The following is a 20646-nucleotide window of genomic DNA, read 5'->3' on the forward strand; positions in this document are numbered from 1 at the left end:
GGCGAAGGCCGATCAGGCGCCCTTCATCAGCTTGTTGAAATTGGTGAGCTGCGCCGCCGCGCTATTGCGCATGAAGGCCTGATCGTTGCCGACCAGCATGACCGTCACGCCGATGTCCTTCATCGCCTGCGCGTCGTCGGAAGCGAGGCTCGGGCAGACGGCGGCGAGGGCCTTGCCATTGCGCAGCACGGCCTCGGCGGCCTTCTTGACCGCCTCGTCCAAGGTCGGCTTCGGTCCCTGGACATTGCTCAGCGACAGGCCGAGATCGCCTCGGCCGAGGAAGAAGACGTCGATGCCTTCGACCGCCGTGATCTCCTCGATATTCTCGATGGCGGCGGCATCCTCGATCATCGCGAAGACCGTGCTGACCCCGTCGGCCCATTCATAATAGGCGTCGATGCCGCCCGTCGCCTTGCCGCCATAGTCGCCGCCACGGCTGACGCCCGAGCCACGCGAGCCGCCCTTGTAACGCGACCAGGACGCGAGATTGCGCGCCATCTGCGCATTGTCGACATGCGGGCACATGACGCCGACCGCACCGTCATCAAGGCAGGAGAGCACGCTGGCAGCGTCCGGGCGCGAGATGCGCACGATCGGCGCAATGCCGAAGGCGCGGGCGCCGAGATAGGCATGGCCAAGCTGCTCGCGCGTCCAGGGCGAATGCTCCTCGTCCAGCATCACGAAATCGAAGCCGACCTGGCCGAGGATCTCGGTCGGCTGCGGCACCGGGAATTTCATGAAGGTGCCGAGCACGGGCTCGCCGGCTTTCACTCGGTTGCGGAACTCGCGGATGTCGGGGCGGGCAGTGCTCATGGCAGGATCGGCCTTTCAGGAGGTCTGGACGAAAAAAGAGGCCCGCATTTAGCACGCGGGCCTCGAATGGAGTTGATCAGGCCGGTGTTTTTTCCGGCATCGTGACGCCTTCCGGCAGCGGATATTCGTCGTGGTTCTGGATCCAGCCTTCCAGCAGCGAGAAGTCGAGCCGCGGCGGCGCGAAGATGTCGGCCATGCGGTTGTTCTTCGAGTGCAGGCTTTCCGACGAGTGGATGACGCGGGCCGGGATGAAGGTGGCCGAGGGTGCCTCGGTGATCGGATATTCGTCCGCGCGCCACTCATTCTTGTCCACGCCCCAGGGCCAGCGCATGTTGTGGAGGAACGAGCCCTGCACGACGAACGAGCACTGATCGAAATCGGCATGGCTGTGCGGCGACATCTTGGTGATGTCGCGCGGGCCGCCGCCCGGGGGCGGGAAGTTCAGCATGATCGTGGTGCAGCGCCAGATCGGGCCGAACTTGCCCGGCTGACGCTCCTTCCAGAGGTCATAGACGCGCAGCTTGAAGCCATCGACCGGATCGGGCCAGCGCTGGAATGGCGGAATGTTCCGGTCGGGCGTGGCATAGGTCGCGGCATTGGCGCATTTGGCGTTGAGATCGGCCGACTGAGTCGAGAAGAGGCGCGCGACGCGGCCGCCCTTGGGCAGGGTGATGCTGCTGTCGCCCGGCGGCACGATGACCACCTGATAGCCCGGGCCGGTCTTGGTCTCGGGACCGTTGACGCCGTGCTGCGCGCTCACTTCATAGGGCACGTCTTCGTCGATCAGCACGATCATATACTCGTCGGTCTGGCCGGTCCGCGAGAAGGTGCCGCCCGGCGCCGCCTCGATATAGTTGACCAGCAGATCCTGCCCGCGCGTGTACCAGGCTTTGCCGTTCGCGTCGTCGTCGACCGGCTTGTCCTTGTAATAGAGGCCATAGCTCGCGGGAGTCGCGCTGCCGCCGCCGGCATTCGAATCGCGCTGCGCCGTCGCGAGCGCGTTGCGGGGATCCCCTTTGGGATAGTTGGTGCTCATCTTACCTCTCCTGCGGGCTGTGCGATCGGCAGCGCGACCGCTTTCGGAAACATAACATGATAATTATGTTTCCGGCCAAGTCATGTCAACGAACGAAACAGGGTTTCAACAAACGAAACCGCCGCTTGTTTGTCAATGTCCTCGCGACTATGCGGAATGTCGCAAGATTCCGTCGGACGGAATTTACGCCCCGGCGCCGAGTCATGGCAACGCGCGTGATGGTTCGATGAAAATGTTAATGAAATTTGTGAAGCGAAACTGCCGTTCGCGACAAATGCCGGACGTGGCATCGGCTAGAAGCGGCAGTTAGTGAGTATGGAGAGGCAAGGCATGGTTCGAGTGAGCGTGAAGACATCGATGGCAGCACTGGTCTGTTTCGCTGTGGCGGCCGGCGTTCCGGCGCTGGCGCAGGAGGCCAAGCCGGCCGACGCGCCCGTCACCTGGGCGCCCGCGCCGAACTCGGTCGTCAACCCGTCGAAGAACATCGCGCTCAGCGGCTGGGAATCCTACAAGGGCAAGTTCACCAAGCGCTCTGTGGACGAGAATCTGCAGGACCCGGTGCTGAAGGGCGCGATCGACATTCATGCCCATTTCGGGCCGGACACCTATGCCCGGCAATGGGATGCCTTCGAGATCGCCAAGCTCGCCAAGGCGCGCGGGATGCGCGGCATCGTCCTCAAGAACCATTGGACCGAGTCGGCGGGCACGGCCTATCTCGTGCGCAAATATGCCGGGGCCGAGGGGCTGGAGGTGTTCGGCGGCCTGGCGCTCAACGCGACCGTAGGCGGCGTCAACCCGCAGGCCGTGCGCTACTTCGCCGAGGTCGAGGGCAACTACGCCAAGATCGTCTGGATGCCGAGCCACGATTCCGAGAAGGAAGTCAAATTCCTCAAAGATGCGCGGCCCTATGTGATCGTCTCACAAAATGGCGTGCTGCTGCCGTCCGTGCTCGGAGTGCTGGACCTGATCGCGCAATACAAGCTCACGCTCGCGACGGGCCACGTCAATCCGGTGGAGATGCTCCAGATCGTGTCCGAGGCGCGCAAGCGCGGCATCGATCGCATCATCATCACGCATCCTGGCCTGGGTCCGATGTTCACCGATCCGACCATCGAGCAGCTCAAGAAGGCGACGGCGATGGGCGCTTATGCCGAGATCGTCACGGCCGAACTCGGCGGCGCGTTGCGCGAGGCGACGATCAAGGCGATCCGCGCGGTCGGCCCGGCCAATTGCATCGTCTCATCGGACAGCGGCCTCACTGGATCGCGCAACCATCCCGACGCGCTCGTCGTCGCCGCGCGCGTGCTGCGCGAGGCCGGCTTCACCGAGGCGGACCTCACGCTCATGTTCAAGACCAATCCGGCAAAGGTGCTCGGCCTGCCGCTGCTCTAGGCTTCCCGGAAAGGGTACGGGAAGCGGCCCGGAGAGAGAGATGGACCGCTTCCCGCTGGCGTCTTTTCAGCGCGCCATTTTCAAACGTCTTCGGGCGTGAGAGCGCGGCCCTTGATCAGGTCCGCGGCTTTCTCGCCAATCATCAGCGTCGGCACATTGGTATTGCCGGACGGATCTTCGGGCATGACCGAGGCATCGGCCACGCGCAAGCCCTCTATGCCGTGAACGCGCAGCTGCGCATCGACCACCGCGCGCTCGTCGATGCCCATGCGGCAAGTGCCGACAGCGTGATGGCGATGCTCCGCCTGATTGCGGATGCCCTCTTCCAGCACCTCGTCGGTCAGCATGTCCTTGCCGGGCAGCAGCTCTTCGGCGATCAGCTCGCGCATCGGAGACTGGTCGAACAAATGCCGGCTGAACTTCACGGCATTGATCATCGCGTCCATGTCCGCCCGCTCGGTGAACATGTTGAAGCGGATGCGCGGCAGATCGAGCGGATTGGATGAGCGCAGCTTCACCCAGCCGCGCGAGAGGGCATGCAGGATGCCGACCCGCGCGGTGAAGGCATAGACGGGCGGCCTGGTGAAGCCGGGGAACCAGAGCTCGGCATGCTGGTGGACCGGCATGGCAATGATCTGCACGTCCGGCCGCTCCAGTTCGGGCCGCGTCCGCAGGAAGATGTTGGCCATCGTGCCCGCAGTCGCGAACGGCCCTTCGCCGAACAGCGCCCAGCGCATCACCGCGATCGTCGCCTTGTCGAGCCGCAGATGCGGCGTCAGGCCGAGCTTTCCGTTCGCGCGGTAGATGTTGAGGATGTTGGGATGTTCCTGGAGATTCTCGCCGACGCCCGGAAGATCCTGCACGACATCGACACCGACCGAGCGCAGATGATCGGCCGGGCCGATCCCCGAGAGCATCAGCAGCTGCGGCGAGGCATAGGTGCCGGCGGAGACGATGATCTCGCGGTCGGCATGGACGCGCTCCACCTGGCCGCCGCGCATATATTCGACACCGACGGCCCGCTTGCCCTCCACGAGGATGCGCGTCGTCTGCGCGCCGGTGAGGACGGTCAGGTTCTTTCGCGTCTTCATGGCGGGGTGCAGATAGGCCCGCGCCGTGCTCGCGCGTCGGCCATTGTTGGTTGTGACCTCTACGCGACTGATGCCGACCTGCTCGGCGCCGTGATGATCCTCGCAGACCGGCAGTCCGGCATTGATCGCCGCCTGTTCCAGTTGCGGATAAAGCGCCTCCGGCAGGTCGACCGACGCATTGCCGATCGGGCCGCTGGTCCCGTGATAGAGGCTCTCGCCGCGCCAGCTGCGCTCCAACTTCTTGAAATAGGGCAGCACGTCGGCATAGCCCCAGCCTTCGAGGCCACGCTGGCGCCAGAGATCATAGTCGAAGCGGCTGCCGCGCACATTGATCATGGCATTGATCGAGGAACAGCCGCCCAGCGTCTTGCCGCGCAGGATCGGCAATTGCCGTCCGTTGAGGCCGGGTTCGGCATCGGTCTCGAACGGCCAGATATATTTGGGATCGGTCGCGACTTTGGGGAAGGCGATCGGCATGCCCATGAACGGATGATCGTCGCGCCGCCCGGCCTCGAGTAGGAGCACGGAAACATCCGGATCCTCGCTGAGGCGCGTCGCCACGATTGAGCCGGCCGAGCCGGACCCGATCACGATATAATCGAAATGGCTCATCTGTATGCCGAAAGACCTTCGCGACAGGACGCTCGCCGACCGTTCGGTCGCACGAAGTCCAACAGCGCCGCTTGGCACCCCAAAAGCCTGTTCGACATCCCGTTCCCCCGTCATTTATCTCGGCAAGGCCATGCCGATCGGGCGCCCGCCCAAACTTCATCCCATCCGGCCACAGGCACAGATAAACTTCACACGTTAATAATCGCTCGATCCGGAGCGGGCAAGAGGGGAGCAGTCGACCGAAGCGAAAAAGTGCGCCGGTTGCTGATGCGAGGCAGGAAATCGGGGCCGAATTGCCTCGATAAACGTGACTTCCGCGTGCTGCGCGTGCAGAGAGTGGACAGGTGCAGCATTTGCGACATTATGTCCGCAGCCAGGAGCAGGGAGAAGAAGATTGGCAAGCAGCGGCAGGGGACGGGTGGCGATCACGGGAGACACTCGCAAACTTCCTCCGTTCGAGCAATCGCTCGGCGCGGTGCTGATCGGGGCGAAGGAATCGGTCATTGCGCCGCTGCGCACGACCCTGCGCGAATATCGGGTGACGGAACCGCAGTGGCGCGTCATGCGCGTGATCAACGATCGCGGATCGACCGATGCCACCGGCCTTGCCGAAGTCAGCCTGCTTCGCGCGCCCAGCATCACGCGGATCCTCAAGGAACTGGAGGAGCGCAAGCTCGTCGTGCGCGAGGCGGATCCGCATGACCGCCGGCGCACTTTGGTCGCCCTTTCGCCCGAGGGTCGCGAATTCGTGAAGGCGACCTCCCGCAACATGATGCGTATCCTGCGGCAATATTCCGAGCGGTTCGGCGTGGAGCGGCTGGAGCGGCTCGCGGACGAGCTGCGCGCGCTTTCGGCTGCCGTCAAAGGTATCGAATAGTCCCTGAAGTGAGATGTAGGAGAGGCGCTCGACGCCAATGCCTCTTGCCTCCCTAATGTTTATCATGTTAAGTGCATGGCCGAATTGCCGGAGGGGGCAGGAAGGCTGAGAATGGCGACGATTGAAGCTCCGTTGCGTCCAGAATTGCTTGAGGCGAGCGACGAAACAATTGAAAATGCAGTGAAAGCCGCCGATCCGTTGATCCTGCGCGGCTTGCTCTACCAGCTGACGGGCGATCCCCAAGTCAAGAATATCGAGCTTCAGAAAGTGCGCATCGGCCGCATGGAAACGGTGCAGCTCACCGACGAGCAGGACATCGCGATGCTCCGGCGCAAGGCAGCCGACTTCCTCAAGGCCTATCGCGATTCCGGCGCCGGCCCGATCGGCTATGGACCGCACGAGCGCCTTCCGGAGAGCTTCGGCCTCGTCATCGGCAAGCCTGTCGAGGAAGAGGCGCTGGATCTCATGATCGAGGAATCCGCACTCGATCCCTGGGCGCGGGCGCTCACCTGGCAGGCAACGCCGGACCCGAAGCGGCTTGAGGCCTTCACGGTATTGATCATCGGCGCCGGCATGGGCGGGCTGAACAGCGCGGTGCAGCTCCAGCGCGCCGGCATTCGCTTCCACATGATCGAGAAGAACCCGGACGTCGGCGGCACCTGGTACGAGAACCGCTATCCGGGCGCCCGCGTGGACACGCCGAGCCGCTTCTACATGAACCTGTTCGGCGTCGATTTCCCGAATGCCTACGCTTTCGGCACGCATGTCGAGAACCAGAAATACTATAACTGGGTCGCCGAAGATTTCGACCTGCGCAAGGACATCAGCTTCAACACCGAAGTCCGTTCCATGGCCTGGAACGAGGCGGACGCGATGTGGGACGTCCATGTCGTCGGCCCCGAGGGCGAGCGGACGGTGCGCGCGCACGCGATCATCAGCGGCGTCGGCTTCCTCAACCGGCCGAACATGCCGCAGATCGACGGCATGGAGACGTTCCAGGGCCCATCCTGGCACACGGCGCGCTGGCCCGATGGCGTCGATCTCACCGGCAAGCGCGTCGCCGTCATCGGCACGGGCTGCACCGGCTATCAGCTGGTGCCGGAGCTGGTGAAGGAAGCCGGCCATGTCGTCGTCTTCCAGCGCACGCCGCAGTGGATGATGGGCATTCCGGGCTATCTCTCGAAGGCGCCGGAAGAGCTGCTCTGGCTCGACCGGAACCTGCCCTATCACACCAATTTCATGCGCTTCAAAAGCTACTATGGCTCGGGGCCGTATCTCGCCCGGCTGTTCGACGTCGATCCCGATTTCAAGGATCCCTACACCGTCAGCCCCGGCAACAAGGCCGCGCGCGACCGCAGCATCGAGTTCCTCCAGAGCAAGCTCAAGGACCCCGCGCTCGTCGAGATCATGACGCCCAAGCACCCGCCATGGTCGGCGCGCCCCGTCGCGGTCGATGCGGACTATTCGATCCTGGACGTGCTGGAGACGGACGACGTCACGCTGGTGACGACCGGCGCGGAGCGGATCAACGCGACCGGCATCGAATCCGGCGACGGCACGCAGTACGACGTCGATGTCATCGTCTACGCGACGGGCTTCCGCGCTAATGACTTCCTCTATCCGATGACGATCACCGGGCGGGACGGCGTCACGATCGAGCAGCTATGGGCCGATGGCGGGCCGCGCGCCTATCTCGGCTGCATGATGCCCGGCTTCCCCAATCTCTGGGTGCTCTACGGGCCGAACACCAATGGCGGCCTGCCGGTCTCGCAGTATCACGAGATGACGATGTTTTACGCCATGCAGTGCATGGAGAAGCTGATCCTCGAAGGGAAAGATGCGATCGAGGTCACCGAGGATGCTTATTGGCGCTACAATAGGGAACTCGACGCGATCAATGGCACCAAGCTTTGGGCCGACCCGCGCGCCAATAATTATTACTGGACGAAGCACGGCCGTACCGCTTCGCAGACACCCTATACCGGCTTTGAAGTGCGCAATTTCATGTTGAAGCCGGACTTTGGGGATATGGCGATACGCTGATACGCTGTTGCCGCGCGGGCGGAATGCCGATAGCGCGATTGGCGTCAGACGCTTTGGCGGAACATCTCGAGGCTCGCGCGCATTTTCTCCCGCGGAGGCGATAGGCCTCGGGCGCGGAGAAGGTCGCATTGATGAACGAAGCAGCGGTTATCCTGAATGAGCCGGTCCTCCGCATCGCCGGTTCGGTGCTGACCGTCGGATCCGTCTTGCGGGCCATATTGGTCTTGCTCATTGCAGTGCTGGCCGCCTGGGCGGTGAGGCGCGTTACGCGCCGCATGCAAGTGAGAATCGGCGAGGAGAACGCTTCGGCTGTCTACATCGGTGGTCAGATATCCCGCTATCTCATCGTCTTCGCGGGAATTGCCGTGGCCATTTCGGCCCTTGGCGTCGATCTGTCCGCGCTTTCCCTTTTCGCAGGCGCGCTTGGTGTCGGCATTGGCCTGGGCCTTCAGGATATCGTCAAGAATTTCTTCTGCGGCATCGTCTTGCTGTTCGACCGAGGCGTGGAAGTTGGCGATTTCATCGAGCTGGAAGATGGCACGAATGGCGCGGTGACCTCGATCGGTGCGCGCGCGACGGCGCTCGTGACGAACGACAATGTCACGGTTCTGGTGCCGAATGCGAATTTGCTAAACGGCAAGCTGACGAACTGGACGCGCAATCGCGCGACGCGCCGCATCCATGTCCCTTTCCATGTGGCGCTCGGTGCCGACAAGGATCTGGTGCGGCAGGCAGCGCTTGAAGCAGCGAATGCCGTACCCTTCACCCTGCCAGAGGGCGATCGGCACAAGTCTCAGGTCTGGCTTGTCGCTTTCGGCGATGCTTCGCTGCGCTTCGAACTTGTCGTCTGGCCGTCGCTGGATGCAGTGAAACGGCCACAAAGCATGATGGCGGCCTATTGCTGGGCGCTGGACGACGCCTTGCGCCGCCATGGCATAGAGATTCCCGTTCCCAGACAGGAATTGCGCATTCGGCGTGGTGAACCAAAGCCAGAAGGGTCAACCGAGCTGAACGACGGCTCTTTCCGTCAGGGCGAGGCAGCGGACAGCAAGAATGATGCCGCCGTCGATGTTGACGAGGCGATGGACAAGCCCGGTCCGCGCGCCGCCATTGGCGAGGCTGCACTTTTTGGCGGCAATTGATGCGTTGGCGATGACACCGTTGCGGCGTTCGCGCGTTCAATCCCCGTGGTGAGCGACTTCGAACGATTCTTCCCGGTGACGAGAACCAGATGACAACGGCGCAATGGCTCTCCATCGCGACCTTGGTCGGCATGATGGCCTTGTTCCTTTGGGGCCGATTCCGTTATGATGTCACGGCAGGCATCGCCTTGATGGCTGCGCTGCTACTCGGCCTGGTCAAGCCCGAGGAGGCATTCAGCGGCTTTGCCGACGACATTGTGGTCATCGTCGGTTCGGCGCTGGTTGTGTCGGCCGCCGTCCAGCGATCCGGCGTCATCGAGATCGCGCTTTCCTTCGTGTCGAAGCATGTTCGTCGGGTGCGTTCGCAATTGCTGCTCCTGACGGCGTCTGTCGGTATCGCCTCCGGTTTGGTCAAGAATGTGGGCGCCCTTGCGATGCTCATGCCTGCGGCACTGCAGATGGCCAAGAAGAACGAGACGAGTCCCTCAGTCTACTTGATGCCCATGGCGTTTGCGTCGCTGCTCGGGGGGCTGATGACACTCGTCGGCACCTCGCCGAATATCATCGTCAGCCGCGTGCGCGAGGACATGACCGGTGAGCCATTCGGCATGTTTGACTATTTTCCCACAGGATTTGGCCTTTTCGTGGTTGGGCTGCTGTTCCTGCGCTTTGGTTACCGACTGTTACCGCGAGACCGCCGCGCGGCCTCGACCCTGGGCGAAGCGCTGGATGTTACCGGATATGTGACGGAGGCGACCGTTGGAGAGGGATCGCCGGCAGTCGGTCAAACCATTGCCGCCTTCACGAAGCGTCATGGCCAGGAGGTCGTGGTCAAGACGCTCTTGCGGAATGGCAAGAGCAAGCCCTCCCACCCCAATGTTCGCCTCCGTGCCGAGGACATATTGATTCTGGGTGGTGATCCAGCTGCTCTGGAGCGGGTTATCGCGACGGACCGCCTTATTCTGGAGGGCCAGAGCCGGGAAGCGCCCGAGGGAAGCGGCAGCGATGAAATCGGCGTAATCGAAGCGGTCGTGAACAGCGGGTCCATTCTTATCGGCCAGACGGCCGCGCGGATGCGCTTGCAGGAGCGATACGGCGTCAATCTGATTGCCATTTCCCGCGCCGAAGAGCGACTGACCCGGCAGATCGGTGCGCTCCCGCTTCGCGCCGGAGACTTGATCGTTCTGCAAGGTCCGTTGTCGCTCTTGCCGGAACGACTGGGGGAGCTGGGCGCATTGCCGCTGGCCGAGCGCGCGCTGCGGCTCGGTGCTTCGAAGCGCGGGTGGCTACCCATATTGATTCTGGCCCTCGCCATGACCGCAACGGCGACCGGCCTTGTCCCGGTGGCCGTCGCGTTCTTTGCTGCGGCAGGTCTCGTGGTGCTGACGGGCGCCCTTCCCGTGCGCGAGGCCTACGAGGCTGTCGAATGGCCGATCCTGATCATGCTGGCGTGCCTGATTCCGGTCAGCGATACGCTCCGAACGACTGGTGCATCAGACATTCTGGCTACCGAACTCGCGCAGGTTGCCGTTTCGCTTCCGCCGTGGGGGGCGGTAGCGCTCATTCTCGTCGCGGCCATGGCCGTGACGCCCTTTCTCAACAATGCGGCGACCGTGCTGGTCATGGCGCCGATCGCTGCCGTGTTCGCAAATGATCTGGGCTATCGGCCCGAGGCATTTCTGATCGCAACGGCCGTAGGCGCAGGTTGCGATTTCCTGACTCCCATCGGGCATCAGTGCAACACGCTCGTCCTTGGTCCGGGTGGATATCGCTTCAGTGACTATGCCCGCCTCGGCGCCCCTCTCTCGCTGCTCGTGATCGTCTTGGGAACGGCGCTCATCATGGCGGTCTGGCCGTTAAGGTAGTCGGACGGACAATCGGCACACCTGTGAATGAGGCTCGTTCGGTCCCACGCGAACTGCCGCAGCGCGCCATGCCGGCCCGCTGAGCTGCAAGCCGGCAGTGCGTTGAATCTGCGCTGCGACGCTGCGCCTGTCGTCCTTATTTCCCCCGCATATCCAGGTCCGGATCGAGCGTCACATCCGGATCGATCGGCACGCCCGATGTGTTCAGGAACATGCCGAGCATGCAGAAATGCCCGCAGACGAAGATGACGTCGATGCACTGCTCGTCGTCGAAATGCGTCTTGAGCTCGGCCCAGACGTCATCGGGGATGAAGAAGTCCGCGACGAGGGCTTCCGAGGCTTTGATCAGCGCGATGTCCGCCGCACTCCAGGGATGCGCCGAGATTGGGCGCTTGAGCGCTTCCATCTCCGCGTCGGTTAGCCCGGCGTCGCGGCCATAGGGAATGTGGCGTGACCAGACATAGGCGGACTTGATGAGCCAGGCGGTGCGCAGCGCGACGACCTCACGCTCGCGGTCCAGAAGCTTGTTCTTGCCACCCATCGTATAGCCGGACCAGCCTCGGAACGCGACCGAGGCGCGGACATGGCGGAGCAGCGAGCGAATGACCGCAGTGTCGATCCCGCGCTCGCGCAGCGGCGCGAAATAGGCTTCCTGCTCCTCGTTGAGCTCTTCGTCCTTCAGCGGCGGCAGCCGCGGCGTATCGGTCCGCATATCCCCTCCCAATTGTCTCGTTGGCGTAACGGCTTTGCGAAGACCGGAACAAGGGGACTTCACAAAACATAACATGATAAGTATATTTGCGGACTAGCGAGAGTCAACGAACGATATGTGCTTGCCGGCCGCGATCGCGGCGCAAGGTGGAGAAGCAGCAAGGGCGGGAGTGTGCGCGACGATCCTTCGTCGCTCTTTTTACGCGGCGGCGCCACGCCGGGGGCAAGTGAGAGGAATGCAATGACCAAGGCCATGGAAGAATGCGACGCCGTCGTGATCGGCGCCGGTTTTTCGGGCATCTATATGCTCTACAAGCTGACGCAGCAGGGGCTGCGCTGCCGTCTGTTCGAGGCGGGCGATGGGCCGGGCGGTGCCTGGTACTGGAACCGCTATCCCGGTGCGCGCTGCGACTCCGAGAGCTATTTCTATTGCTTCTCCTTCTCGCAGGAGGTGCTGGACGAATGGACCTGGTCGGAACGGTTTCCGGCACAGCCCGAGATCGAGGCCTATCTGAATTTCGTGTCGGATCGGCTCGATCTGCGCAAGCATATGACCTTCGGCGCGCGGGTGACGGGCGCGACATGGGATGAGGACGCGCTGCGCTGGACCGTGGAGACGAATACAAGCGACGCGGTGAGGGCGCGCTATGTCGTGACGGCGATCGGCGGGCTCACCTCGACTGCGTCCAATCTCCCCAACATCCCCGGCATCGAGGATTTCAAGGGCGATTGGTATCACACCGGCCACTGGCCGAAGGATGGCGTCGATTTCGCCGGCAATCGGGTCGGCATTCTGGGCACGGGCTCGACAGGCATTCAGGCCATCCCGGAGATCGCCAAGACGGCCGCGCATCTCACCGTCTTCCAGCGCACGCCGGCCTATATCATGCCGGCCAAGAATCATCCGCTGAGTGCGGAATACAACGCCGATATCAAGGCACGCTATCCGGCGATCTGGGCGAAGGCCAAGGCGCATTTCGGCGGGCAACCTTACGATCCCCCGGCCTATGTGTTCGACGATTTGGACATTGAGGAAGCGACTCGGCTGCAGGAGCAATACTGGAACGAAGGCGGCCTACGGGTCGCCCAGGTTTTCAAGGACGCCTATACCAACCCGCAGGCGCGGGAGTTCATCGAGGATTTCTTCCGAAAGAAGGTGCGCAGCATCGTCAAGGATCCCGTGAAGGCCGAAATTCTCGAACCCAAGGGCTACCCCTTTGGGGCCAAGCGCATCGCGCTCGACAGCCAGTTCTACGAGACGTTCAACCTGCCGCATGTCGATGTCGTGAACGTCAAGAAGACCCCGATCACGACGATCACGGCCGAGGGCATCCGCGTCGGCGAGACGGACTATCCGCTCGACGTCATCGTCTTCGCGACCGGCTATGACGCGGTGACCGGGCCGTTCCGGGCGATGAACATCGTCGGGCGCGGCGGTATGAAGTTGGCGGACCGGCTGGACGATGGGCCGCGCGCCTATCTCGGCATGAGTTTCCACGGTTTTCCGAACCTGCTCGCCATCAGCGGCCCGTGCAATCCGGCCCTCTCGACCAATGTGCCAGTCTCGATCGAGCATGACGTTGAGTGGATTTCCGACGCGATCGAATATTGTGAAAAGCAGGGCATCAAGACGATCGAGCCGACCGCCGAGGCCGAGGACGCCTGGACCGACGAGACGCAATCGAAACTGGAAGGCTCGCTGCTCGAGCAGGCGGATAGCTGGCACATCGGCGCCAATGTGCCCGGCAAGCCGCGGCGGCTCCTGCTCTGGCTGGGCGGGATGATCGCCTTCCGCAAGCGCTGCGATGAAGTGACGGACGCGGGCTATAGCGGCTTCATACTGACGCGCTGACAAGGATCGGGGGAGGAGGGCAGATGGACTATCGCACGCTCGGCGGCACCGGCATGAAGGTCAGCTCGCTCTGCCTCGGCGCCATGATGTTCGGGGAGATCGGCAATCGCGATCATGACGATTGCATCCGCGTCGTTCACCGCGCGCTCGATGCCGGGGTCAATTTCATCGATACGGCAGACGGCTATTCGCGCGGCGAGTCCGAGGAGATTATCGGCAAGGCGATCAAGGGCCTGCGCGACAGGCTGGTCATCGCCACCAAGTTCATGGCGCGTATGGGCGACGATGTGAACATGGGCGGGGCATCGCGCCGCTGGATCGTGCAGGAAGTCGAGAATAGCCTGCGCCGCCTCGGCACCGACCATATCGATCTCTACCAGATCCACTTTTACGACATAAGCGTGGACATCGAGGAAGTGCTCTTCACGATGACCGAGCTGGTGCGCCAGGGGAAGGTACGCGAGATCGGCTCGTCCAGCTTTCCGGCCGATCGCATCGTCGAGGCGCAATGGACGGCCGAGAAGCGCGGCACGCTGCGTTTCCGCTCCGAGCAGCCGGGCTATTCGATCTTCCGGCGCGATGCCGAGCGGACCATCCTGCCGGCCTGCAAGCGCTATGGCATGGGCGTCCTCAGCTTCAGCCCGCTCGATGGCGGCTTCCTCACCGGCAAATATCGAGCGCCGGACGATCTGACCGGCGAGAACCGCTTTGCCTTGTTCGGCCGCATGTCCGGCCGGGGGTTCGATCCCCATGCTGAGCTCATCCACCGCAAGCTCGCGATCGTCGTCGAGCTGGAGAAGATCGCGCAAGAGATCGGCGTGACGCTTGCGCAGATGGCGATCGCCTTCGTGCTGCAGCATCCGGCGATCACCTCCGCGATCATCGGGCCGCGCACGCTCGATCAACTCGAAGGGCTGCTGCCCTCGACCGACGTCAAGCTCAGCGACGAGACGATGGACCGCATCGATGCGCTCGTGCCGCCGGGGACGATGCTCAACGCGTTTTACGATCTGCCGTCCGGCATGACCAGGGATCAGCTTCGCCGGGGCTGATCCGGCGGCACAGAATAGAGACATAGGGAGGGATATCGATGAGCGATGCAGCAAGGCTCCGCGAGCTGGAGGACAAGGAAGAAATCCGGCAGATCTTCACCGATTATGCCCGCTATCTCGATAACTACGATTATGCCGGCTATGCGAACCTGTTCGCCAGCAACGGCGCCTTCGGCGAAGCGGTCGGCCCCGAGGCGATCACTGCGCAAATGGCCAAATATGTCGAGCGCGTCACGACGGCGAAGGCGGAGGGTCGGTTCAAGGACGCCGTCCATCTGATGAGCAATCATCATATCGAGATCGACGGCGACACGGCCAGGGCAGACATCACCTGGTGCTACATGACGCGCGACGCCGATCAGGTGCCGACGGTCTTCCAGATGGGCCATTATCTCGACGATCTCGTGCGCGAGGACGGGAAGTGGAAGATTCTGAAGCACACGGTGAACCGCAATATGGGCCGTGCCCAGCTCGAGGACCCGCATCCCGCGCGGCTCGACGATACCAATGCCCGCCTGCGCGAGCTGGAGGACAAGGAAGCGATCCGGCAGATATTCACGGACTATGCCCGCTTCCTCGATAGCGGGAATATGGAAGGCTATGCCGGCCTCTTCGCGCAAAATGGCTGGATGAAGGCCTCGCTCGGCGAAGCGACCGGGCCGGTGGCGATCCTCGAACTACTCAATAAATATCGCGCGGTCTCGAAAGGCCGGAAATTCCCGCGCTCCAAGCACATCGTCGGCAATCACGATATCAATCTGGATGGCGACACGGCCAAGGCGGTGGTCAGCTGGTTCTACCTGACGCTCGATCCCGACGGCGTGCCGATGATCCTGCAGGGCGGCCATTATGTGGACGATCTCGTGCGCGAGGACGGTGTCTGGAAGCTGGTCAGTCACGATATCGATCGCTTCTTCGGCCGCGCGCCGTTCGAGACGCCGCCGGTCACGCGGCTCGACCGGATCGAGGCACGCCTCCAGGAGCTGGAAGACAAGGACGCGATCATGCGGCTCTTCCAGGATCTTCAGGACGCGCTGGATGGCCGCGATCTCAAGAAGTACGGCGATCTCTTCACCGAGGATGGCGTGTGGACCGGGGTGACCGGCCACCAGACCGGCCCCGCTGCGATCACGGAGTTCTTCACGCGCCTGTGCAAGCCCTGGGAAAGCGAAGGCCACCGCACCTATCACAGCACCTCGGACCACAAGATCGACATCGACGGCGACACGGCAGTATCGACCAGCCAGTGGCGCCACATCATGCGCGGCGAGAAGGACGCGCCCATTGTCGTCCACCATGGTCATTATGAGGATATCCTGCGCCGCACGCCCGAGGGCTGGCGCTTCGCCCGCCGCGATGCCTTTGGCGACATCCCCTATTACGAGCCGAAGTTTCAGCTCATCGGGCGGAAGCCGGCCGAGGCGCAAGGCTGAATCACGGGAGCGAACCAGCTTGTCAGCTGGAATAAATGAGGGGGCTGGAACCGTTTCCGTGCCCTCTCATCGAGTCGGGTCGAACGCTTCCGTGAGGGATTTGTCATCCCATTGTTTCGTCAAAAGAAACAAATGGGAAAGACGTCGTTCTGTCACGAAGAAATATAACATGATAAGTTTAGTGGCCTGCATCGAACGTTGTCGGGCGCGCGCTGGGTGCTTCAGCGCGCCCCATCTCGGTTACTGCGCCAGAAATCCGCCATCCATCACCAGCGTCTCGCCAAGTGCGAGGTTTGACCGTTTGCTGGCCAGCCAGAGCACGGCATCGGCGACTTCTTGCGGCTCTCCCCAGCGCCCGATCGGCAGGCCCTGACGGATGAGTGCGTCCGGGAAGGGATCCACGAACGTACCGAGCCGCGTGCCCAGCTTCGTCCGGATGGCGCCGGGCGCGACCGCGTTGATGCGCACGCCCGTGGTGGCCAGTTCCAGCGCCACGGTGCGGACGATGCCCACGATTCCGTGCTTGGCGGCCACATAGCCTCCGGCGCCCGGCGCGCCGGCAAAGGCGACATTCGAGGTGGTGCAGATGATCGCGCCCTGGCCACGCGGCTTCATGTGCCGGACTTGCGCGCGGACGCAGAGCCAGATGCCCTTGAGATTGACCGCGATCACCCGGTCCCAATCTTCCTCCAGCGTCTCCTCGATCGGCCGGAATGGCGAGTTGATGCCGGCATTGTTGAAGCCCACATCGATCCCGCCGAACTGTTCGATGACATAGGCATGGCCGGCATCGACGGCCTCGGCATTCGAGACGTCGACCTGCCGGGTGATCACCTCGGCGCCGGTCGTGCGGATCGTTTCCTCGGCCTGCGCAAGGTCGTCCGCGTTCCAGTCGAGGATGGCGACCCGGGCGCCCTCACGGGCGAACGCCTCCACGCAGGCGAGGCCGATCCCGCGCGCCCCGCCGGTGATGACGACTGACTTTCCGGCCAGCTCCAGATCCATATCGAAGCCTTCTTATTGAATAGAATCAGTATTTTATTTACTTGGTCGGCCCCGGCCTCGCATGTCCAGTTCGAGGTCGAGCGGGACGTCGGGATCGATCGGCACGCCCGCCGTATTGAGATAGGCGCCCAGCATGCAGAAGTGCCCGGCGACGAAGATCACGTCGATGCACTGCTCCTCATTGAAGTGCGCGGAGAGTTCTGCCCAGGCATCGTCCGGGATGAAGAAATCGGTGACGAGGCCGTCGGTGGACTTGAGCAGGGCGATGTCCGCCGGGCTCCAGTCGTGATCGGAGATCGGGTGCTTGGTGGCCTCGCGCTCCTCGTCGGTCAGGCCCGCATTCTTGGCGTAGGCGAGGTGGCGCGACCAGACGTAGCCGGACTTTATGAGCCAGGCCGTCCGCAGCGCCACGATCTCGCGCTCGCGGGCGGGGAGGGCGTTCTTGTCGATCATGACGTAGGTCGCCCAGGTACGGAAGGCGGCCAGCATGCGCGGATGGCGCGCCATCGAGCGCACGACGCCGAATGCGGCGCCGACATTGCGGAAGGGTGCGATGATCTCTTCCTGGGCTGTATCGAGTTCCGAATCCTGTAGCGGCGCCAGTCGCTGCGTGTCTGTCCTCATCTGCCTCTCCTTGCCTTTGCTGCGAGCCTGATTCCGAGACCCGGGCGGGCCGACTTTCCGCGAAACGGAACGCTCGCCTGACGCGAAAAACGCCAAAATCGAAACGATGTTACGCTGATCGTATTGACGGAACCTCTGGGTCGATATACTTATCATGTTATGTTTTACGGCATAGCCGCATTGCATGAAGCGCACAAGCGCCGCCGAAGACGGCGCGGATGAAGCGCAGAAACGACGCAGAGGAGAAGGAAAATGAAACAAAGGGGAGGGTTTGGCTCGGGAGGCATGGGCAGCCGTCTGCTCGCCGGCAGCTGCCTGGCGGTCATGGCCATCATGTCGCAGCCCGCAATGGCCCAGAACGATGCAGCGCCCCAGGAGGCCCAGGAGGCCAGCGAGAGCGCAATCCAGGACATCGTCGTCACCGCGCGATACGTGACGGAGAATCTGCAAGAGACGCCGATCGCCATCACCGTGCAGACGGATGCGCAGCTGGAGGCGGCGAACGTCACGAGCGTCAGCACGCTCGGTGCCGTCGTGCCGAACCTGTTCACGATGCCCGGCGACTCGCAGTCGGCCGGTACGCCCGTGATCGGCCTGCGCGCCGTCACGCAGGGGTCTACGTCGAGCCTCGCGGTGCCGCCGGCACTCGCCATCTATACCGACGACATTTATCACGCGACGACGGCCGGTTCGGAACTCGACTTCACGGACATTGCGAGCGTCGAGGTCAATCGTGGCCCGCAAAGCACGCTCTCGGGCAATGCCTCGATCGCCGGTTCGATCAGGCTGACCACTGTCGATCCCAAGGGCGACGGTTCGGGCTACATCCAGATGATCGGCGGCTCGCGCAAGAAGCTGGGCGTCAGCGGTGCGTTCGATCTCGGCCTTACCGACACCCTAGCCATCCGCGCCTCGGGCAATTTCGAGCGGCAGGACGGCTTCGGTAATCGCCTCGACTTCGCCTGCATGATGGACAAGCTGGGCACGCCCGCCAAGAAGGGTCGCCTGCCTTATTTCCAGCCGGACTCGGCGAAGAAGGACTGCGTCATCGGGCAGCTTGGCGGCGGCACGACGGCGGTCGGCCAGGTCAAGCTGCGCTGGCGGCCGACCGAGGCGATCGACATCATCATCACCGGGCGTCATCGCGAGGAGGATCTGCAGGAAACGCCGGAAGTGGCGCTGTTCTATCTGGACGGATGCGCCGACGCCTCGGCGCTCCCGATGCCTGGGGGTACGCCCGCCATCGGCGTCACCCCGCCAGCCACGTGCGGGCGCACGGTCGGCGCGCAAGCCTATCACCGTGCTGCATACAGAACCTTTGGCATCATGGCCGGCCCGGATTTCGTAACGCCGATGCGTAGTGGTGGTATTTACGACACCTATGCGACGAATTGCCGTCCGCTCCTCGACAAGACCGGCGGCAGCTTCCCCGCCGAGTATCCGGACGGCTTCTGCTTCGATCAGGGCAAGACAGCACACCATACGTTGTTGTCAGGCAAGCTGCGCGCGGAGCTGAGCGAAAATATCAACCTGACGGCCATCGCGGGCTATACCAACTATGCCAACGAGTTCACCCAGAATGGCGACCAGTCGCCGCTCGGCTATGTCGTCACGCACTTCATCAATTCGGACAAGCAATGGACGGGAGAGGTCCGCCTCGACGGCAGGTCCTTCAGCGACAAGCTGAATTGGGTGTTGGGCGGCTTCTGGTTGAAGATGGATGGCTACCAGAACAACATGGTCAGCTTCATCAATATCTATCAGCTGACGCAGGTCCACGGCATCAACAACAGCAAGTCGGCCTTCGTCCATCTCGACTATAGCCTGTTCGAGAATTTCCGTATCTCGGGCGGCGCACGCTACACGAACAGCGAACTGTCAATCACGTTGCTCAACCCGCAGGCCGTCTCGGTTCTGGTGCCGCAGATCGCTGCCCAAAAGCGCGTCGATTGGAAGATAGGCCTCGACTACAAGATCAATGACGACGTCATGGTTTATGCGTCTGCGGCGACCGGCTCGCGCCCGCCGGGCATGACGACGATCATTGGTACGCCGCGTCAGCTTCAGGCGACCTCGGAGGAGGAACTGATTTCCTATGAGGCCGGCGTTAAAGCCGATCTGTTCGATCGCCGCCTGCGGTTCAACCTGACCGGCTTCTATATCGACTATAAGAAGATTTCGGTTGCCACGACGGGCACCGAATGCCGCAACCAGCCTGGTCCCACAGCGACCTGGTTCAGCGTCGCTCAAAACTCTGATCTGGCCAAGACGATTTGCAGCCAGTTCACGACGACCACTGTGCCAGGCCCGAACGGTCCGGCCGATCCGGTGACCTTCACGCAGAACGTCGGCATCCCGGCCAAGATCAAGGGGTTCGAGTGGGAAATCACGGCGACCCCGTTCGATGGCCTGCGCATTGACTGGTCGGGCGGCTACAATAACTACAAGTCCAGCGTCACGACGCCGAACACACCCGGCTATCTGTGGCCCGGCAACCTGCGCCAGCCGCGCTGGAACCAGCATGCCAACATCTCTTACGATATCGATACGCCGATCGGCATGTTCACGCCGCGTCTCGACTGGAACTGGATCTCGCGGCAGACCTATGACACGACGCCGCAGGCGCGCGCGCCGTTGGCCAAGTTGCAGATCGCGCCCTATTCGCTGTTCAACGCGCAGATCGCCTACAAGGCGCCGAGCCGTGACTGGACCGCGACGCTGCAAATCACGAACCTGGCTGACAAATGGTATCACTATCAGGTGATGTCGGGCGTCATCAACGATCAGACCCGCGTCGCTCCGCCGCGCGAGATCTCGCTGAGCGTCCGCAAGACCTTCTGACCAAATTGATCGTCTCTCTCCTGACCCCACAGCGCTCCCAAGGCGCTGTGGGTCTTTTTTATTTCCGGCTGCGCCAAGCGACTGTGTCCGCCGTTGCTATTCAAGGGTGTGAGGCAGGGGGGAAAGGAACCCGATCTTTTATCGGCGGTGACGCACGGACGCAGGCGGTATCCGCGCCGTGCGCGCATCTACTGAGAAGAGCGGTGATGCTTGCCCACCCGGCTTCCGGACGAAGCCACCGTGAATGGTCGCCGCCA

The 20646-nt window shown here is 62.7% G+C and carries 15 protein-coding genes; 9 read left to right on the forward strand and 6 right to left on the reverse strand.

Annotated elements, in window-relative coordinates:
- Nucleotides 1-12 precede the first annotated feature (12 nt).
- On the reverse strand, nucleotides 13-813 hold the full coding sequence (locus KM135_RS01865) for an HpcH/HpaI aldolase family protein (protein ID WP_221712192.1): 801 nt from the start codon (nucleotides 811-813) through the stop codon (nucleotides 13-15).
- A 76-nt stretch (nucleotides 814-889) separates the two neighbouring features.
- Complete coding sequence (locus KM135_RS01870; protein ID WP_221712193.1) at nucleotides 890-1849, reverse strand: cupin domain-containing protein; 960 nt, start codon at nucleotides 1847-1849, stop codon at nucleotides 890-892.
- Nucleotides 1850-2179: 330 nt separating this feature from the next.
- Here KM135_RS01870 and KM135_RS01875 point away from each other — a divergent pair, with 330 nt between their 5' ends.
- The gene (locus KM135_RS01875) at nucleotides 2180-3241 is read left to right on the forward strand and encodes a DUF6282 family protein (RefSeq protein WP_221712194.1); all 1062 of its coding nucleotides are present in this window, start codon (nucleotides 2180-2182) and stop codon (nucleotides 3239-3241) included.
- Between the two features lie 80 nt (nucleotides 3242-3321).
- Here the strand turns inward: KM135_RS01875 and KM135_RS01880 are convergent, their stop codons facing one another.
- Entirely contained in the window at nucleotides 3322-4944 is a 1623-nt protein-coding gene (locus tag KM135_RS01880) for a GMC family oxidoreductase (protein WP_221712195.1), read from the reverse strand.
- 394 nt (nucleotides 4945-5338) lie between these two features.
- On the opposite strand from KM135_RS01880, the gene KM135_RS01885 reads away from it, so the two are divergent.
- The 4 genes from KM135_RS01885 (at nucleotide 5339) to KM135_RS01900 (ending at nucleotide 10871) form a co-directional block, all read left to right on the forward strand.
- Nucleotides 5339-5821 carry a MarR family winged helix-turn-helix transcriptional regulator gene (locus KM135_RS01885; protein WP_246605657.1) on the forward strand — a complete coding sequence of 161 codons (483 nt, stop codon included), beginning with the start codon at nucleotides 5339-5341 and terminating at the stop codon, nucleotides 5819-5821.
- 180 nt (nucleotides 5822-6001) lie between these two features.
- On the forward strand, nucleotides 6002-7864 hold the full coding sequence (locus KM135_RS01890; protein ID WP_343228124.1) for a flavin-containing monooxygenase: 1863 nt from the start codon (nucleotides 6002-6004) through the stop codon (nucleotides 7862-7864).
- A gap of 131 nt (nucleotides 7865-7995) precedes the next feature.
- The gene (locus tag KM135_RS01895; RefSeq protein WP_221712197.1) at nucleotides 7996-9006 is read left to right on the forward strand and encodes a mechanosensitive ion channel family protein; all 1011 of its coding nucleotides are present in this window, start codon (nucleotides 7996-7998) and stop codon (nucleotides 9004-9006) included.
- A gap of 89 nt (nucleotides 9007-9095) precedes the next feature.
- Nucleotides 9096-10871, forward strand: coding sequence for an SLC13 family permease (locus KM135_RS01900; protein ID WP_221712198.1), 1776 nt, complete (start codon nucleotides 9096-9098; stop codon nucleotides 10869-10871).
- Nucleotides 10872-11007: 136 nt separating this feature from the next.
- Here the strand turns inward: KM135_RS01900 and KM135_RS01905 are convergent, their stop codons facing one another.
- The gene (locus KM135_RS01905; protein WP_221712199.1) at nucleotides 11008-11583 is read right to left on the reverse strand and encodes a carboxymuconolactone decarboxylase family protein; all 576 of its coding nucleotides are present in this window, start codon (nucleotides 11581-11583) and stop codon (nucleotides 11008-11010) included.
- A gap of 240 nt (nucleotides 11584-11823) precedes the next feature.
- On the opposite strand from KM135_RS01905, the gene KM135_RS01910 reads away from it, so the two are divergent.
- Genes KM135_RS01910 through KM135_RS01920 form a run of 3 tightly spaced genes read left to right on the forward strand, consistent with a single transcriptional unit; the run spans nucleotide 11824 to nucleotide 15919 of the window.
- Nucleotides 11824-13434 carry a flavin-containing monooxygenase gene (locus tag KM135_RS01910; RefSeq protein ID WP_221712200.1) on the forward strand — a complete coding sequence of 537 codons (1611 nt, stop codon included), beginning with the start codon at nucleotides 11824-11826 and terminating at the stop codon, nucleotides 13432-13434.
- Nucleotides 13435-13457: 23 nt separating this feature from the next.
- Nucleotides 13458-14486, forward strand: a complete 1029-nt coding sequence (locus KM135_RS01915; protein ID WP_221712201.1) for an aldo/keto reductase — start codon at nucleotides 13458-13460, stop codon at nucleotides 14484-14486.
- A 38-nt stretch (nucleotides 14487-14524) separates the two neighbouring features.
- Nucleotides 14525-15919 carry a nuclear transport factor 2 family protein gene (locus tag KM135_RS01920; RefSeq protein ID WP_221712202.1) on the forward strand — a complete coding sequence of 465 codons (1395 nt, stop codon included), beginning with the start codon at nucleotides 14525-14527 and terminating at the stop codon, nucleotides 15917-15919.
- 240 nt (nucleotides 15920-16159) lie between these two features.
- On the opposite strand, the gene KM135_RS01925 is transcribed toward KM135_RS01920, so the two are convergent.
- Nucleotides 16160-16924 (reverse strand): SDR family NAD(P)-dependent oxidoreductase, encoded by a 765-nt coding sequence (locus tag KM135_RS01925; protein WP_221712203.1) that lies wholly within the window; start codon nucleotides 16922-16924, stop codon nucleotides 16160-16162.
- Between the two features lie 33 nt (nucleotides 16925-16957).
- Entirely contained in the window at nucleotides 16958-17548 is a 591-nt protein-coding gene (locus KM135_RS01930) for a carboxymuconolactone decarboxylase family protein (protein WP_221712204.1), read from the reverse strand.
- Nucleotides 17549-17833: 285 nt separating this feature from the next.
- Here KM135_RS01930 and KM135_RS01935 point away from each other — a divergent pair, with 285 nt between their 5' ends.
- A complete protein-coding gene (locus KM135_RS01935; protein ID WP_221712205.1) occupies nucleotides 17834-20389 on the forward strand; it encodes a TonB-dependent receptor in 2556 nt (851 codons plus the stop codon).
- Nucleotides 20390-20646 lie beyond the last annotated feature (257 nt).

Origin of the sequence: Sphingobium xanthum (assembly GCF_019737615.1) — a bacterium.
Classification (GTDB): Bacteria; Pseudomonadota; Alphaproteobacteria; order Sphingomonadales; family Sphingomonadaceae; genus Sphingobium; species Sphingobium xanthum.